Annotated in this window: 12 protein-coding genes; 2 read left to right on the forward strand and 10 right to left on the reverse strand. The window is 59.5% G+C overall.

Annotation, left to right across the window (positions count from 1 at the left end):
- Positions 1-56 precede the first annotated feature (56 nt).
- The 10 genes from J4D99_RS00925 to J4D99_RS00970 form a co-directional block, all read right to left on the reverse strand.
- A complete protein-coding gene (locus J4D99_RS00925) occupies positions 57-1,877 on the reverse strand; it encodes a tetratricopeptide repeat-containing sensor histidine kinase (RefSeq protein ID WP_208129814.1) in 1,821 nt (606 codons plus the stop codon).
- Between the two features lie 258 nt (positions 1,878-2,135).
- Positions 2,136-3,038: an ATP synthase F1 subunit gamma gene (gene atpG, locus J4D99_RS00930; RefSeq protein WP_208129815.1), complete on the reverse strand. Its 903-nt coding sequence runs from the start codon at positions 3,036-3,038 to the stop codon at positions 2,136-2,138.
- A 123-nt stretch (positions 3,039-3,161) separates the two neighbouring features.
- The gene (gene atpA, locus J4D99_RS00935; RefSeq protein ID WP_208129816.1) at positions 3,162-4,745 is read right to left on the reverse strand and encodes a F0F1 ATP synthase subunit alpha; all 1,584 of its coding nucleotides are present in this window, start codon (positions 4,743-4,745) and stop codon (positions 3,162-3,164) included.
- Between the two features lie 7 nt (positions 4,746-4,752).
- Positions 4,753-5,316: an ATP synthase F1 subunit delta gene (gene atpH, locus J4D99_RS00940; protein ID WP_208129817.1), complete on the reverse strand. Its 564-nt coding sequence runs from the start codon at positions 5,314-5,316 to the stop codon at positions 4,753-4,755.
- A 102-nt stretch (positions 5,317-5,418) separates the two neighbouring features.
- Positions 5,419-5,913 (reverse strand): F0F1 ATP synthase subunit B, encoded by a 495-nt coding sequence (locus J4D99_RS00945; protein WP_208129818.1) that lies wholly within the window; start codon positions 5,911-5,913, stop codon positions 5,419-5,421.
- A 189-nt stretch (positions 5,914-6,102) separates the two neighbouring features.
- A complete protein-coding gene (atpE, locus tag J4D99_RS00950; protein ID WP_208129819.1) occupies positions 6,103-6,363 on the reverse strand; it encodes an ATP synthase F0 subunit C in 261 nt (86 codons plus the stop codon).
- 79 nt (positions 6,364-6,442) lie between these two features.
- On the reverse strand, positions 6,443-7,423 hold the full coding sequence (gene atpB / locus J4D99_RS00955; protein ID WP_236018447.1) for a F0F1 ATP synthase subunit A: 981 nt from the start codon (positions 7,421-7,423) through the stop codon (positions 6,443-6,445).
- Positions 7,424-7,571: 148 nt separating this feature from the next.
- Positions 7,572-7,982, reverse strand: coding sequence for a hypothetical protein (locus J4D99_RS00960; protein WP_208129821.1), 411 nt, complete (start codon positions 7,980-7,982; stop codon positions 7,572-7,574).
- A gap of 245 nt (positions 7,983-8,227) precedes the next feature.
- On the reverse strand, positions 8,228-10,036 hold the full coding sequence (locus J4D99_RS00965) for a serine hydrolase domain-containing protein (protein WP_208129822.1): 1,809 nt from the start codon (positions 10,034-10,036) through the stop codon (positions 8,228-8,230).
- Between the two features lie 2 nt (positions 10,037-10,038).
- Positions 10,039-10,275: an AtpZ/AtpI family protein gene (locus J4D99_RS00970; RefSeq protein ID WP_208129823.1), complete on the reverse strand. Its 237-nt coding sequence runs from the start codon at positions 10,273-10,275 to the stop codon at positions 10,039-10,041.
- Between the two features lie 161 nt (positions 10,276-10,436).
- Between J4D99_RS00970 and porW the strand changes: the two genes are divergently transcribed.
- Positions 10,437-13,484, forward strand: a complete 3,048-nt coding sequence (porW, locus tag J4D99_RS00975) for a type IX secretion system periplasmic lipoprotein PorW/SprE (protein ID WP_208129824.1) — start codon at positions 10,437-10,439, stop codon at positions 13,482-13,484.
- Positions 13,485-13,577: 93 nt separating this feature from the next.
- A complete protein-coding gene (locus J4D99_RS00980; RefSeq protein WP_236018448.1) occupies positions 13,578-15,935 on the forward strand; it encodes a penicillin-binding protein 1A in 2,358 nt (785 codons plus the stop codon).
- Positions 15,936-15,991: the final 56 nt, after the last annotated feature.

Genomic DNA, 15,991 nt, shown 5'->3' on the forward strand with positions numbered 1-15,991 from the left:
CGGCGCTATCGCATAAAGATGTTAGGCTTATCCACCCGCCAGGCCACCCGCGGGGCCTAGCGCAGCGGCAGGCGCACCACCAGGCGCGTGCCAGGTTCCGCAGCTTCCAGCCTGATGGTGCCGCCCACGGCCTGCGCGCGCATGCGCATATTGGGCAGGCCCTGGCCACTGGAGCGGCTGGGGCTGACCAAACCATCGCCGTCGTCGCGTACTTCCAGCTCCAGTTGCTGGCGCAGCCGTAGGCGCACGTGCACCTGCCGGGCATGCGCGTGCTTCACCACATTGTGCAGCGCTTCTTTATAAATATAGTAAAGAGCCTGACGCGTAGCCAGCGGCACGGTAGCATTGGCGATGGTAGTCTCCACGCCAAAGTCGAGCTCGAGGCCAGCCGGTGGCAGCACTTCGTGGGCGTGGTCGCGCAGGCGGTCGAGCAGGCTGGCGGCCGAGTCGTAGCGCGCATCAATGCTCCACACGGCATCGCGCATCTGGCGGGCGGCGCGGCGGCTAGCTTCCGCCATCTGGTCGAGGTACTCCTGCTGCTGGGCCGGCGCGTAGCGCCCCTCGCGCAGCAGCGTGCTTTGCATCGAAATCTGGGTCAGCATGCTACCTACCTCATCGTGCAGGTCGGCCGCAATGCGTGTGCGCAGGGCTTCGTGGCGGCTTATTTCGCGGCGCCGATAGTGCCAGAGTAGCCCACTGCCGCCACACACTAAGAGCAAGGCTAGCACCAGGAGGGCGGCCAGTTGCTGGTGATAGCGCAGGCGCACGAGCTCCTGCTGCTGGGTTTGGAGTCGCCCCTGCTGCTGCACCAGCTGCAGCTGAATTTGCTGCCGCCGGTGCGAGGCCTGCGCCAGCAGGCCAGCCACCCGGCGCCGCGTGTCCTCACCAGTTAGACTATCGGCATAGCTAATGGCCAGGGCCCGGTACTGGTAGGCCCGGTGCCACTGGCCGAGCTGCGCATTGGCCTCCGCCAGCACCTGCGCTGCATCCCGAATGGCAGGGCGCAAGCCGTGGCCCCGGTTGAGAGCCAGGCTGCGCGCTGCGTAGTAAGAGGCGCTATCATACAGGCCTGTAGCCAGGTATATACGGCCTAGCAACAGTTGGGCCCGCGCGGCTGGGCCTTCCCAATCGGCTTGCAGAGTCTGGCGCAGCAGGCTGCGCGCAGCCGTTATGGCCGCGGCATGGTTGCCTTGACGCTCCGTCATCTCCGCAATGCTCAACTCTACCGGCAGCATCCCTTGCGTGTTAAACACATTGTGGTAGCTAGCCGCGGCCGACGTATAATAATGCCCTGCCAGGCTCCAACGCGCCTGTTGCCGGTTCAGGTCGCCGAGCCCACTATAAGCGCCACCGATGCCGATATTATCTTTCAGACTTTGGGCGAGAAGTAAAGCTTGGTCAAAATGCTCCTGAGCAGCAGCGTATTCGCCCAGCGCAATCTCTATCAACCCGGCTTGAATAAGCTGATAAAGCTCGGCCCGGCGATTATGAATAGCCTGCGCCAGCGCTAGGCCCTGCAGGTTTATGGCCAAGGCCCCACTGTAGTCGCCCTGCTCAAAATGAATGCGGCCCAGGTTGTAAAGCCCGCGCGTACGGTCGTAGCTGCTGTGCAGTCTCGACGCCAAGCTCAGCGCTTGCTGCGTGTGGTAAAGGGCCGAATCATACTTGCTAGCCCCCCGGTAATAGTAGCCCAGGCTAAAGTGCGCATTGAGCATGCCCCGCTCGTAGTGCAGCTGCTTGGCCAACACCAGCGCCTGCTTGGCAAACTGGCGCGTTTTTGCCGCTTGGTTGATGCGCAGTAAAAATGCCTGCTTATTTAACCAGTTCACATAAGCAGTATCGAGCCGGGCGGGCGGGCTAGGTTGCGCTGGCGCCACACTAGCCGCCGAGGCAGCCTGGGCACCTGCCTGGAGTACCTGCGCCCCTAGCAGCCATGCTATTCCTATTGCACGACGCGCCAGCCGCCGGCTTGCTGGCTTCAGGCTAAGCATACTTCGCAGAACAGGGCCGGTTACTCATACCACGAAGTAACTACATTTAGTAGCATTCAACTCATCTTCTCTCTATACCTGGCTAAAAAAGAAGGCTCAGCAACAACTGGTTGCTGAGCCTTCCGGTACAGGTTTGGGCGAGGGCTAGCGGCTGGCAGCCAAGGCTTCAGCGCCCCCCACAATTTCGAGAATCTCGGTGGTAATAGCGGCTTGGCGCGTGCGGTTATACGTCAGTTTCAGCGATTTTAATAGCTCACCGGCGTTGTCTGTAGCTTTGTCCATCGCCGTCATACGGGCGCCGTGCTCCGAGGCATTGCTTTCCAGCACCGCTTTGTAGAGTTGAATTTTCAGGCTCTGCGGAATGAGCGTTTGAATAATCTGCTCTTTGCTAGGCTCGAAAATGTAGTCGATGCTGGCATCGGGGGCCGTGGCGCTAGGGGTGCCGGCGGGCACCTCGGTAGGCACCAACGGCAGCAGCTGCTCGGCCTGCACCACTTGCGTGGCTACGTTCTTGAACTCGTTGTAGACCATCACGACTTGGTCGTAGCTACCCTCTGTGAAGCCACGCATGGCTTCTTCAGCAGCCGGCCGCACGGTGTCAAATGACAGCTTGCCAAATACATGCGTGTAGTCGCCCACCCGCTTGTAGCTACGGCGGCCGTAGTAGTCGTGCGCCTTTTTGCCAATTGCCATCACCGAAATGCTGCTAGCCGGCAGGTTGGCGTAGCGCTCTGCGATGAGGGCATTCACGCCCTTGAATACGTTGGCGTTGAACGCACCGGCTAGGCCACGGTCCGACGTAATGGCGATGATGAGCACCCGGCGCACCTCACGCACCTGGCCATACTCGCTCACTACTTCGTCAGTGGTCGTACGAGTCAGATTAGCTAGAATGCTGGTCAGTCGCTGGGCGTAGGGGCGCATCCGGATGATGTTATCCTGGGCCCGGCGCAGCTTGGCCGCCGCCACCATTTTCATGGCTTTGGTAATCTGCTGCGTGCTCGAAACCGACTGGATGCGCGAGCGAACTTCTTTTAAAGAGGCCATAACTTAATTAGAAACTAAAAATCGCCGGTCGTTGCGAACGAGTGTGAAGCCATTGCACCAGAACGCTGTCGTGCGGAGGCGATGGCTTCGCGTTGCGCGCAAGGACCGGCGATTTTTTGCTGTTTATTTGGCAGCGTAGCTAGCAGCTACGTCTTTGGCCGTCTGGCGGATGGCACCCGTTACCGAGTCATCCAGCTTGCCGGCTTTCAGGGCCTTGAGGGCGTCGGGATTGCGGGCGTTCATCACCTGCGTAAACTCCTTCTCAAATTCCCGCACACGGTTCACGGGCACGGTGTCGAGCAGGCCGTTAGTAGCAGCGTAGATGATGGCCACCTGGTCTTCTACCTTCACTGGCGAAAACTGGGGCTGCTTCAGGATTTCCAGGTTGCGGCGGCCACGCTCGATAGTGAGCTTGGTCGAAGCATCGAGGTCTGAGCCAAACTTGGCGAAGGCTTCCAGCTCGCGGAACTGCGCCTGGTCGAGCTTTAGCGTACCCGACACCTTCTTCATGCTCTTAATCTGGGCGTTACCACCCACGCGGCTTACCGAGATACCCACGTTGATAGCGGGACGCACGCCGGAGTTGAAGAGATTGGTTTCGAGGAATATCTGGCCGTCCGTAATCGAGATTACGTTAGTCGGGATGTAGGCCGACACGTCACCGGCCTGCGTTTCGATGAGCGGCAAGGCCGTCAGCGAGCCCCCACCTTTGACCAGCGGCTTCAAGCTTTCAGGCAGGTCGTTCATGTTGCGCGCAATCTCGTCCGAAGCGTTGATTTTGGCGGCACGCTCCAGCAAACGGCTGTGCAGATAGAATACGTCGCCAGGGTAAGCCTCGCGGCCTGGAGGGCGACGGAGCAGCAGCGACACTTCGCGGTAAGCCACCGCCTGCTTCGACAAGTCGTCGTAGACTACGAGAGCCGGACGGCCCGTATCGCGGAAGTATTCGCCGATAGCAGCACCAGTGAAAGGAGCGTAAAACTGCATCGGGGCGGGGTCTGAGGCCGAGGCCGACACTACCACGGTGTAATCCATGGCGCCGCCCTTTGTGAGGGCATTCACCACCTGCGCTACTGTCGAAGCCTTCTGGCCTACGGCTACGTAGATGCAGAATACGGGCTCGCCACGCTCGAAAAACTCGCGCTGGTTGAGGATAGCGTCGAGCGCTACCGTCGATTTGCCAGTCTGGCGGTCGCCGATAATCAATTCGCGCTGGCCACGGCCAATCGGAATCATGGCGTCGATAGCCTTGATACCCGTTTGCAGCGGCTCGGTTACAGGCTGGCGGAAGATTACCCCGGGAGCCTTGCGCTCAAGCGGCATCTCGTAGGTCTGGCCCTGAATGGGACCGCGACCGTCGATGGGCTGGCCCAACGTATTCACTACGCGGCCCACGATGCCCTCGCCTACTTGGATTGCAGCGATTTTATTGGTGCGGCGCACAGTAGCGCCTTCCCGGATTTCAGAGTAGTCGCCGAGCAATACGGCGCCTACGTTATCCTCTTCGAGGTTCAGCACCAGCCCTTGCAGGCCATTTTCGAACTCAATCAGCTCGCCCGACTGCGCGTGCGACAGGCCGTAGATGCGAGCTACACCGTCGCCCACCTGGAGCACGGTGCCGACTTCTTCCAGCTCGGCGGCCGATTTAAAATTGGACAGCTGCTGCCGCAGGATGGCGGATACTTCGTCCGGGCGTACTTCTGCCATTGGAATATTAGTTTAAGCTGGGAGTATAAGTATTGTCGGTGAGCGAGGTACGCAGGCGACGCAGGTTGCCCTTCACCGAGTCATCAATCTGGCGGTCGCCTACCCGCAGCACGAAGCCGCCAATCAGCGAGGCATCCACCTTTTCGGTGAGCGACACATCGGGCAGACCGGTTTGTAGCTTCACCATTTTCTCAATTTCGGCGCGGGTAGCCGGCGTAAGTGGCGCAGCCGAAGTTACTTCAGCTACCTGCACGCCCATCAGCGCGTTGTACTGCTTCAAAAACTCAGTACCGATGTGCTCGAGCGCATCCTCCCGATTTTTGCTAGTGAGAATTTGAAAGAAGCGCATCAGCATGTCCGATACCTTGCCGCTGAACAGCGCCGTAAGGATGCTAAGTTTCTTGTCGTGCTTCACAATCGGGTTGCGCAGCAGCAGGCGCAAATCGCGACTACCGGCCATTGTATTGGCCAGCAGGTCCATATCCTGCTTCAGCGTTGCCAGCGTGCCCTGCTCCTGGGCCAGGTCGAGCAAGGACTTGGCATAGCGGGCGGCTACTTGGTGGTCGGCCATTGGGTTAATTGCTAATGGTTAATGATTAATTGTTAATGAGTGTTATGCCCTGCTTTTCGGTGTAGCCGAGGCAAGTAACCACCAGCAATTAACCATTGACAATTAATTGAGCTTTACGTCTTTCAGGTACTCGTCTACCAGCTTTTGCTGAGCAGCCGGGTCGGCCAGCTCGCGGCGTAGCACACGCTCGGCAATGTCTACACTCAGCTGAGCTGCCGTGTTTTTAACTTCGGCCAACGCCTGGTTTTTCTCCTGCTGAATGGCTTCACGGGCTTGCTGCGTAATGCGATTAGCCTCTTCGGTAGCCGACGTCTTGGCCTTTTCGATGAGTTGGTTGGCGATGTTCTGGCCTTCCTTCAGCATCTGGTCGCGCTCGTGGCGGGCATCGGCCAGCAGCTTTTCGTTGCCGGCTTTGAGGCTTTGCATTTCCAACTTGGCCTGCTCGGCCATTTTCAGGGCCTGGTCGATGCTGTCTTCCCGGTCTTTCAGCGAGCCCAAAATAGGCTTCCAGGCAAACTTAGCCAGCAGCAGAAAGAGCAGAAGAAAAATGAGGGTTTGCCAGAATAGCAAACCAAATTCGGGAGTGATAAGATTCATAAAGGACGGCAATTATCGGGGTGGCAGCGCCGCCGTGAGGCGGCACCGATAAACATCCGGCGGCGGCTAAGTTGCCCGAACGCCCGGCGTGCTAGGCCTAGCCAGCAAAACCAGGCTGTAGCCGAACGAAAACCCGGCGCGACTGACCTCCGCAGGGGAAGCCAGCCGGCCGGGCTTAGACCGACGCGATTACTGCAATTTCAGGGCGATGAGCAGGCAGACTACGATGGCGAACAGCGTAGCACCTTCCAGCAGCGCCGCCACGATAAGCATAGCCGTCTGGATTTTGCCCGAAGCCTCCGGCTGACGGCCGATGGCTTCCATAGCGCTACCCCCGATGCGGCCAATGCCCAGGCCAGCGCCTAGGATAGCCAGACCAGCGCCGAGGCCGGCACCCATTACAGCCAGACCAACCGAATTAACAACTTGCAGCAACAACGAAAGAAGCATGGTAAAGAGAAAAATGTGTGTAGGGAAAAAACTTGGGAGAAAACAACCCGGCGGCCAGCATGGCTACCCGGCTAGGGGGTTAGTGAGCGGCTACGTCGGGCTGGCCGAAGTGGGTAAAGTTGGAGCCGCCGCCGCGCTGCTCGGCAGTACCGAAATCCTCGTCGTGGCTGTGCGCGTCGTCGTGGTGATGCTCTTCTACAGCGCTGCCGATGTACATGGCTGTGAGCAGGGTGAAGATATAGGCTTGCAGAATCGACACCAGCAACTCTAGCAGGCTGATGAACAAGCCGAAAGGCACTGAGAGGAAACCCGTGGCCGCCGAACGGAAAATGAAGATGAGGCTGATAAAGCTCAGGATGATGATGTGGCCGGCCGTAATATTGGCAAACAGACGAATCATCAGTGAGAAGGGCTTCACAATCACCCCTACCAACTCGACCGGCACCATAATAATGTAGAGCGGCCACGGCACGCCTGGTGGCGCGAAGATGTGACCCCAGTAATTCTTGTTGGCGCTGAACAGCGTGATAATTAGCGTAAGGATAGCTAGGGCGCCCGTTACGGCAATATTGCCGGTGAGGTTGGCTGCGCCGGGCGTGAGGCCAAGCAGGTTATTAAACCAGATAAAGAAGAATACCGTGAGCAGGTACGGCATGTAGCGCTCGTACTTCGGGCCAATACTTTTCTTGGCTACTTCGTCGCGAATAAATAGTACGAAAGGCTCAAGGGCATTTTGCAGGCCCGATGGCGCCTGACCGGCGCGGCGACGATACGACTTAGCAACGGAAGAGAACACCAGCAGCAACACCAGGCTACTCATAGCAAGGGCGGCTACGTTCTTGGTGATGGAAAAGTCGTAGACTTTGCTGCCATCGGTCGTAACGAGTTTCTCTTCTTCCAGCTTGAAGTTGCCGTAGGTTTCGCCTTCAGCTATATGCTTGGACGAGAATACCGACAAGCCCTTGCCAGGCTGGTAAGCGATGATGGGCAGATAGGTAACGAAATTGCTGTTGTCGGTGCTAAACCAGTGCCACTCGTGCGAGTCGGCAACGTGGTGCAAAATAACTTCGCCCGGGTTGAAGGACTCCCCTTTTTCACCCGTTTTAGTGGGTTCGGCGCTAAAGCCGACGAACGTGCACAGGCAAAGTAAGAGGGTGAGTAAACGCTTCATTCAATAGGAGTTAAAAACCAAGTCCAAGGGTAAATTATTATGCTTTTGGGACTTGCTTCGCTGAAAACGGGCGCAAGTTACTAAAAATAGCCCATATTTCAAAGCCAGCACACAGAAAGTAGCCAATGAAGAAGGCTCCCAAGAAGGTAAGCAAACTGTGATTGTCGTGGAGGTTACTGCGAAAAAAGTAGACAAGAATAATCCCGATTCCGAGCACCAGACGCACACCGACGCCACTGAAATACGCTACTAGAAAATTATTGGGAGAGTTCCGCACCACGCTTGCCGTAAGCCAATACGCGAGCAGCGTAAGCGCCAGCAACACCCCTAGCACGAGCGGCGCCAGTGGGTGCACCACCGCCGGCCCGAAGGCCGCCCGCAAGCCGAAAAGCACGGCCAAAGAGCTCAGCGCAAAAGCAGCGAATTGGGTAAGAAAACGAGCATTCATGGGCAGTTGGCCTAAACCGGGGCGCAAAGGTCGGCACAAATGCGCGCAAAAGCCCCGTTGGCCAAGGCCAACAGGGCTTTATTTATGAAAAAACGCTGAAAATTTTTAATACGCTACAGTGAGTGGTAGAGAGGCCCGAGATACCAACGCGAGTCCACCAGCCGCGGCGGCGCTAGTATGCGCACATCGATAGTGCATTTGTTCTCGTTACGGCCGCAGGTTTCTTTTCGGTTGAGATGCCTCTGCTAGGGCCGGGCGCTCTCAATGGCCAGCTGCAACAACGCTGAGCGTACCCCTAGCTCGCCCAGTTTGCCATTACGGCGCGTGGGGTTCACGCGGTTGGTAAACAAGATAACGAATAAGTCGAGGTCGGGCTCGACCCAGAAGTAGGTGCCGGTGAAGCCGGTGTGGCCGTAGCTGCGCGGGCTGGCGCTACGGGCCGCGTTCAAGGCTGGATTCTTGGGGTCGGGCTTGTCGAAGCCCAGCGCCCGGCGGTTGTCGGGGCAGAACTGGCAGGTGGTGTATTCGGCTATCGTTTCGGCTTTGATGAGCTGCTGCCCGCCGTAGCGCCCCTGCCACAGGTACATCTGCACGAGCTTGGCCAGGTCGTTGGCCGAGCCAAACAGGCCCGCGTGGCCGCTCACGCCCCCTAGCAGGGCAGCGCCCTCGTCGTGCACGGTGCCGCGCACCAGTTGGTGCCTAAACGCCGAGTCGTACTCGGTAGGCGCGATGCGGCTGACTGGGAAGCGGCGCAACGGATTAAAACCCAGCGTAGTTGCTCCGAGCGGCTGATAAAGCTGCATCGCAACGAACTGGTCAAACGGCTGGCCCGTAGCCTTTTGCACGTAGTACGGGTAGAGCATGAATGACAAGTCGGAGTATACGTAGCCCGGCTTGGCATTGAGCGCCGAGGTACCGATGCCCTGGTACAATCGCATCGGCATTTCGCGGCTAGCCCACAGGCCCTGCGCCACCGGCAAGGGAAATGCGGCTGACGAATCGGGCCGCAGAAATGCCGTTTTTGGGCTACCATCGGGACTCATGTAGTCGGGCCAGAACGAGATGGATGCCCGCAGCCGCGCCTGGTGCGTCAGTACGTCGCGCAAGCGCAAGTCCTGCTTGTTGGTACCTTTTAAAAAATCAAACAGGGCTCCCAAGGTATAGTCAGGCCCTAGCAGGCCGCGGTCTTCCAGCAGCATAAGAGCTGGCAGCGCGGCCGTCACCTTAGTAAGCGAGGCGAAGTCGTAGAGCGTATTGTTGAGCACCGGCTGGGGCTGGGTACCGGGGCTAGCCTCGGCCTGCAGCACGCCGTAGCTGCGGCGCAGCGCCACCACCCCATGCCGGGCCACGATGACCTGCGCCCCCGGAAACGCCCCTGCCGCCAGCGCGTGCTTGAGTAGCGAATCGACCAGCACCGGCAGATTGGCACGTAGGCCGGCCTCGGCGGGCGTGCCATAGGCGAGGCGCAGGCCGCCCGGCGGGGCTAGCCCCGGCCCCAGCCCCGCATGGGCCGCCACCCCGCGCCCACCGAAGATGACCTGTATTGCCTGGCTTATCGCCTGATAGCTGTGCGAAGGGGCCAGCACCACAGCGGCAGCCTGCCGCAGCTCGGGTAGCGCACCAAGCGCCGCGCTGTCGGATACTAACGCTACGGTTTCTTTGCGTAGGGCCAGCAGCCGGCGCAGCACGGCGCGGTCGGTGCTGGCACCATCGGGCAGGGCTAGCAGCAGCAGGTTGGCCTTGCGCAAGCCCGCTACATCGGCCGGGCGAGCGCCAGTAAAAAACGTAGTCGGAGCATAAGCCGCCACTTCCTGCGGCAGCGGCCAGTTAAAACCAACGGTATCAACACCTCTATGCAGTTTCACGGTGGCTAGCCGTAGCGTATCGAGGCGGCGCAGAGGCAGCAACTGTCCCTTGTTGCGCAGCACCACTACGCCGGGAGCCAGAAGACCCGCGTGAGTTGGCTGAGCCTGCGCGCCGCTGGTTTTCGGCCCTAGCAGCACAGCTAGTACACTGAGTGCAAGCACGTAGCGCATTAAACGGGGTGTGAGCATACTCAGGGCTGTGTGACCGAGCGAATGACTTGATACAGCGCCCCGAAGATGCCTAGTAGCGTGAGGCTAATGGTGTACCAGGGCGTATGGGTCTGAAAGTGCTTGTCGAGCCAGATTCCGGCCCAGGTACTGAGGCCGATAATGGCAAACATTTGCACGGCGATGCCTGAGTACTTGCCCAGGGCCGAGCTGTTGCGAGCCGAGTCGTCGGCTTCTGAATCGGGGAGCTTGGTAGCCATGCGGGTGGGCGGGTTGGGAGGGCGGTAAAGCTAAGCGTTGGATGAAGGTTTCGGGCTAGCCGGGCGTAATTTTACGGGTTGCCGGCCGTTAGCGACAGGGGGCCGAACATTTTGGGCCGTGCCAGGCGTTGCGACTTACTTACCAGACCAGCCTTTTAACGTTGAAAATCGCTATTTCCCTGAAATACTACCGGTTTTGGCTGCTGGCCTGGCTGGGCGTGAGCGCGGCTAGCTGCGCCTCCGATAAGTCGATTCTGAGCCATGCGCTCAACAACGTGGCGGCCCGCGACAATGGCTTCTTTCTGGCCCGCGAAAAGCTGTGGGCCACTGAGGCGACGCTCTACAAGGGCCGCAACGACGACTACAACCGCGTGCTGCCCCTCTACCCTACCCTCGACAGCACCACGGTGCGCGCCACCCGGGCCGACCTCAACGACATTATTAAGAAGGCCTCGCTGCCCATTCAGCACCGCGCCGGCTCCGATTGGACCGATGATGCTTATCTGCTGGTGGGCTGGTCGCGGTATTATAAAATGGAGTTCGACGATGCGGCCCTCACGTTTAAGTACGTGAACAGCACCAGCCGCGACCCGTTTGCCAAGCAGGAAGCGCTCATCGGGCTGATGCGCACCTTTCTCATTACCAAGCAGCTCGATAATGCAAAGGCCGTATCGGACCTGCTCGACAAGGAAGTGGGCCTGCCCAAAGATGCCCGCGAGCTCTTCCTGGCTAGGGCCGATTATTACCTGCAAACCGAGGAGCCCAAGCTAGCCATCGCGCAGCTAGAGAAGGCTGTGCCGCTCATTCCGACCAAGAATGAGCGCTCGCGTACGCGCTTCATCCTGGCGCAGCTCTACCAGGCGCAGGGCCAGAATAAGGAAGCTACGGCTCAACTCAACAACATCCTGAAGCACAACCCGCCCTATGAGCTTGACTTTCAGAGCAAGCTCTTGCTTGGGCAGGTGTCGGACCTCGACCAGCAAAGCAAAGAGCGGCTCGACAAATACTTCGCGGCCCTGCTGAAAGACCTGAAGAACAAAGAGTACCGCGATAAAATTTATTACGAGATGGGCCGGCTGGCCTACCGCCAGCAGAAGTACGCCGATGCGCTAGCCCTGCTGCGCACCTCAGCCCGGCAGCCCACCACCAGCAAGTCACAAAAAGGCTACACGTACCTGCTGGCGGGGCGCATCTACTATGAAAACCTGCAGAAGTATCGGCTGGCATCTGCCTATTATGACAGCACCACGCAGGCCATGCCCAAGGATAACCCACTCTATGCCAATACGAAGGAGCGAGCAGACATCCTGAAAGAGTTTGCAAAGCAATACACCATCATTGAAACCCAGGACAGCCTGCAGGCCTTGGCCCGGCTGCCCGCCGCCGAGCTCGACAAGCGCCTGAATACCTACGCCGCCGCCGAGCTGGAGGCCAAGCGCCAGGCGCAGGCCAAAGCGCTAGCCGCCCAGCAGGCCCTAGCTAAAAAGCAGCAGGCCGATGCCAGCCGCATCACGGCCCCGCCCAGCGCCCTGAGCGGTATCCAGCGCGACATCAGCAACCCCAACGGCTTCGATGCCACCACGGCCGTGGCGAGTGGCGCGGGTTGGTATTTTGATAACGCGACGTCGCTGGGCACGGCCCGGGCCGATTTTCTTCGGCTGTGGGGCGACCGCAAGCTGCAAGACAACTGGCGCACCGTGAATACCCCGAGCAGCTCGCCCAACGCGCCACAAAACGGGGGAGTGCCGGTGAGTATTACCGGCAACGACCAGACGCGGGTGAACGGCGGTGCACCCGGCGCTAGCCCCGCTGGCGCGGCAGCAGCCGACCCGCAGGCTGCGCAAAATGCGCTCGTGGCGCAGTACCGCCAGACCCTTCCCACCTCGCCCGATAAGTTGCAGGCTTCTGACCAGCAAGTAGAAGCCGCGATGTACGCCCTGGGCGGCATTTACAAAGAGTTATTAAAGGAAAAGCAGCGCGGCTATGAAACCTACGCCAATGAGGTGACGCGCTACCCGCGCGGTGCCCACGCCCCGGATGCCGACTACCTGCTTTATCTCTACTATAAGGACCTACCTGATGCCGCCAAGGCGGCGCAGTACGCAGCGGCTTTGCAGCGCGAGTTTCCGACCTCCACCTACGCCAAGCTCATTGCCGACCCGCTATATCGGGAGCACGAGCGCGCCCTGCACAATGCCGTGGCCGCTAGGCTCGACTCGGCCTTCATGCTCTATAAAGACCAACGGTTTACGAAAGCAAAAGCCGTAGTGGTGCGCCTCGAGAAGCAGTACCCCAAGAGCGACCTGCAAGACCGGGCAGCGTACCTGAAGCTACTGCTGGCCATCCGGACACAGCCGCCGGTAGAAGTAAAGAATTTGGTTGGTCAATTCGCCAAAGACTACCCCGATAGCCCGTTGGTGCCCCAGGCACTAGCCCTGGCCGGTGCCTACCAAAAGGCCGAAGCCGGCCAGCTCTACGGCGCGCTAGCCTCGACTGAGAAGCCGCAGCTGTCATCGCAGTTCCGGCCCGGCGAAGTCGATAACCGCATGCGCATCTATTACGAAGACGATGCGCCGGCAGCCCCCGCCCCGGCAGTACCTACGCCTACTAGCCCTACGCCTGCTACTATACCTAAAGCTCCTGACGTACAGGGTGCCCTAGCTCCGCAGCCTACCCTTAGGGCTAAGGCAATGGCGCCCCCCGCATCGGCGGTGCCTCCTCCCTCTGCTACTACGCCCGGCGCCAATGTGCCCGCACTGGCTAGCCCCCCGGCAGCTCCGGCAGTGGCCCTGACTACGCCGGCCCCAGCGCCCGCTGCGGCGGCGGCCCCCACGGTAGCTTATGCCACGCAGCTGAGCGCGGCCCATGCCGTCGTGCTGGTGTACCCAAAGGGTGCGGCACCCACGGCCGACCTGCCCAGCCAGCTTACGACGTATAATGGCAAGTTTTTTCGGGCCAGCAATCTGACCGTGCAGCCGGCGCAGCCACTAGGGGCCGAACAGGAAATGGTGGTGGTCCGGTCTTTGCCGGGCTCGAAGGTGGCCCAGAGCTACGCTACCAAGCTGCGCGGGCCGCAGTCGCCGCTAGCCCGCTTGCGCGGCCAAGGCTACCAGGCCGTCGTCATCAGCCTGGATAACCTGACGCTGCTGCAAGCAGCGGGCGGCGACCTGGCCGGCTATCAGCAATTTTACCAGAAGGTTTACCAGTAAGCGAATTTGGAATTAAGAATGTAGAAGGAGGAATTGCTCTTGTACTTCCACGAAATTCTTCATTCTGCATTCCAGATTACCCATTCAGTTACGATGCCCAGTTCTCCCTCTTCCCCGCCCCGCCAACGTCCGCCCGTGCGCCGAGGCACCCCGCCACCGCCGCGCAAAGGGCGCTTCGAAGCCTTTACGCGCACGATGTGGGTGCTATTTGTGGGCGGTACGCTGGCGCTGCTGCTCTACGTGGGGGCGGTGAGCATCAACTTCATGAACCTGTTTGGGCGCATGCCCAACCTGAAAACGCTCGAAAACCCGAAGAGCGAGCTGGCCTCCGAAATATACTCGGCCGATGGGGTGCTGCTAGGTAAGTACTTCCGCGAAAACCGCACGCCGGTTGAGTATAAGGACTTGCCGCAGAACGTTATCGATGCCCTCATCGCTACTGAAGACGTGCGTTTTGAGGAGCACTCGGGCATCGATTTCAAAAGCATTATGCGCGCCGTGGCGGGCTTGGGGCGTAGCGGCGGCGGTTCTACGCTCAGTCAGCAAGTGGCCAAGGTGCTGTTTAAAACCCGCCCCGGCGAGGAAAGCAACCTCAACGACGGTATCCTCAACGGCCCCGGCCGGCTAGGCCTGCTCATCACCAAAACCAAGGAGTGGCTGCTGGCCATCCGGCTGGAGCGCAACTATACCAAGCGCGAAATTCTGCGGATGTACCTCAACACCGTGGACTACGGCTCCAATGCGTTCGGCATCAACACGGCGGCCAAAACATTTTTCAACAAGAGCCCCAAGCAGCTTACCACGCCCGAAGCGGCTACACTGGTGGGCATCGTGAACGCACCCTCGCGCTTTAGCCCGGCACTGCACCCGGTGCGCTCGAAGCGCCGCCGCAACTGGGTGCTGCAGCAAATGACCAAGGCCGGCTACCTGCCGGCGGCCGAGATGGTGAAGGACACCGCCAAGCCTATTGTGCTGCATTACTCGGTCGAGAGCCCGGTGCAAGGGCTAGCCCCTTATTTCCGCACCGAGGTGGCCAAGTACCTGCAAACCTGGGCCAAGGAAACCGACCACGACCTCTACGCTGATGGTCTTAAAATTTACACCACCCTCGATTCGCGCATGCAGACCTATGCCGAAAAAGCGGTGGCCGAGCACCTGGCCTTGCAGCAGAAGTGGTTTTCGGCCCACTGGAAGGGCCAGCTGCCCTGGCGCGACGAGAACGGCAAGGTGATTCCGCAGTTTCTGGAAACGTCGATGCGCCGCACTCAGCGCTATAAGTCGCTCATGGAGCGCTACGACGGCAACCGCGACTCAGTGAACCACTATCTGCACAAGAAGTACAAGATGACGGTATTCTCGTGGCAGGGCGAGAAGGAAATGCTAATGTCGCCAATGGACTCGCTAGCCTACTACAAGCGCTACCTGCAGGCTGGCTTCATGGCTGTCAATCCGCTCAATGGCTATATCAAAGCGTGGGTAGGCGGGCCCAACTACAAGTTCTTTAAGTTTGACCACGTGCGGCAAGGCAAGCGCCAGCCCGGCTCTACCTTCAAGCCCATCGTGTACACGGCAGCCATTGACCAGGGGTATTCGCCGTGCTTCCCGCGGCCCGATGTGGCAACTACTTTCCCTGGCGTGGCCGGTCGGCCCCCCTACACGCCCAAAAACTTTGAGGGCGGCTACTCGGGGCGCACGTTTACCCTGCGGCAGGCCCTAGCGCGCTCCATGAACTCTATCACGGCTTGGCTGGTGTATAAGCTAGGCCCCGAAACGGTAGTAGCCTACGCCAAGCGCCTCGGCATTACCTCGCCTATCGACCCGGTGCCGGCCGTAGGCTTCGGGGCTTCCGATTGCAGCATCTACGAGTTGTGCGGCGCCTATGGCACCTTCGTAAACAAGGGTGTGTGGACCGGCCCCATCATGGTGACGCGGATAGAGGACAAGAACGGCAATGAGTTGCGCCGCTTTGTGGCGCCTACCAAAGAAGCCTTGAGCGAAGAAACGGCCTACGTGATGACCAATATGCTGCAAGCCAGCACTACTGAGCAGGGTGGCACTAGCACTATTTTGCACACGGGCTTCAATTTTCCCTATCAGATTGGCGCCAAAACCGGCACTACCTCTAATTACTCCGATGCCTGGTTTATGGGCATCACGCCCAACCTCGTGTGCGGCATGTGGATTGGGGGCGAAGACCGTAGCATTCACTTCCGCACCGGCGCCTATGGCCAGGGGGCTCGGCTAGCCCTGCCGCTCTACGGCATCTTCATGAAGAAGGTGTACGCCGATAAGTCGCTCGATATTGACCGCGGGCCCTTCCCGGCGCCCGCCCAGCCGCTTACCATTGAGCTCGACTGCTCGAAATATTACGGTGGCCAGCGCGACACCATCCCGGCCGACCAGAAGATGGTGCAGCCCACCCTCGACCCGCTCGACAACAAAGACATCTAGCCCGCAGCTAGCCCCTGAACTTGTAGAAATGGCCGGCGCTTTTCGTCGGCCATTTT

This window comes from Hymenobacter sp. BT559 (assembly GCF_017571525.1).
Classification (GTDB): Bacteria; Bacteroidota; Bacteroidia; order Cytophagales; family Hymenobacteraceae; genus Hymenobacter; species Hymenobacter ginsengisoli.

Excerpts from the sequence above, each read along its gene's own strand:
- atpG (WP_208129815.1), bottom strand. The coding sequence starts at position 3,038 with ATGGCCTCTTTAAAAGAAGTTCGCTCGCGCATCCAGTCGGTTTCGAGC.
- atpA (WP_208129816.1), bottom strand. The coding sequence starts at position 4,745 with ATGGCAGAAGTACGCCCGGACGAAGTATCCGCCATCCTGCGGCAGCAG.
- atpH (WP_208129817.1), bottom strand. The coding sequence starts at position 5,316 with ATGGCCGACCACCAAGTAGCCGCCCGCTATGCCAAGTCCTTGCTCGAC.
- J4D99_RS00945 (WP_208129818.1), bottom strand. The coding sequence starts at position 5,913 with ATGAATCTTATCACTCCCGAATTTGGTTTGCTATTCTGGCAAACCCTC.
- atpE (WP_208129819.1), bottom strand. The coding sequence starts at position 6,363 with ATGCTTCTTTCGTTGTTGCTGCAAGTTGTTAATTCGGTTGGTCTGGCT.
- J4D99_RS00960 (WP_208129821.1), bottom strand. The coding sequence starts at position 7,982 with ATGAATGCTCGTTTTCTTACCCAATTCGCTGCTTTTGCGCTGAGCTCT.
- J4D99_RS00965 (WP_208129822.1), bottom strand. The coding sequence starts at position 10,036 with ATGCTCACACCCCGTTTAATGCGCTACGTGCTTGCACTCAGTGTACTA.
- J4D99_RS00970 (WP_208129823.1), bottom strand. The coding sequence starts at position 10,275 with ATGGCTACCAAGCTCCCCGATTCAGAAGCCGACGACTCGGCTCGCAAC.
- J4D99_RS00980 (WP_236018448.1), top strand. The coding sequence starts at position 13,578 with ATGCCCAGTTCTCCCTCTTCCCCGCCCCGCCAACGTCCGCCCGTGCGC.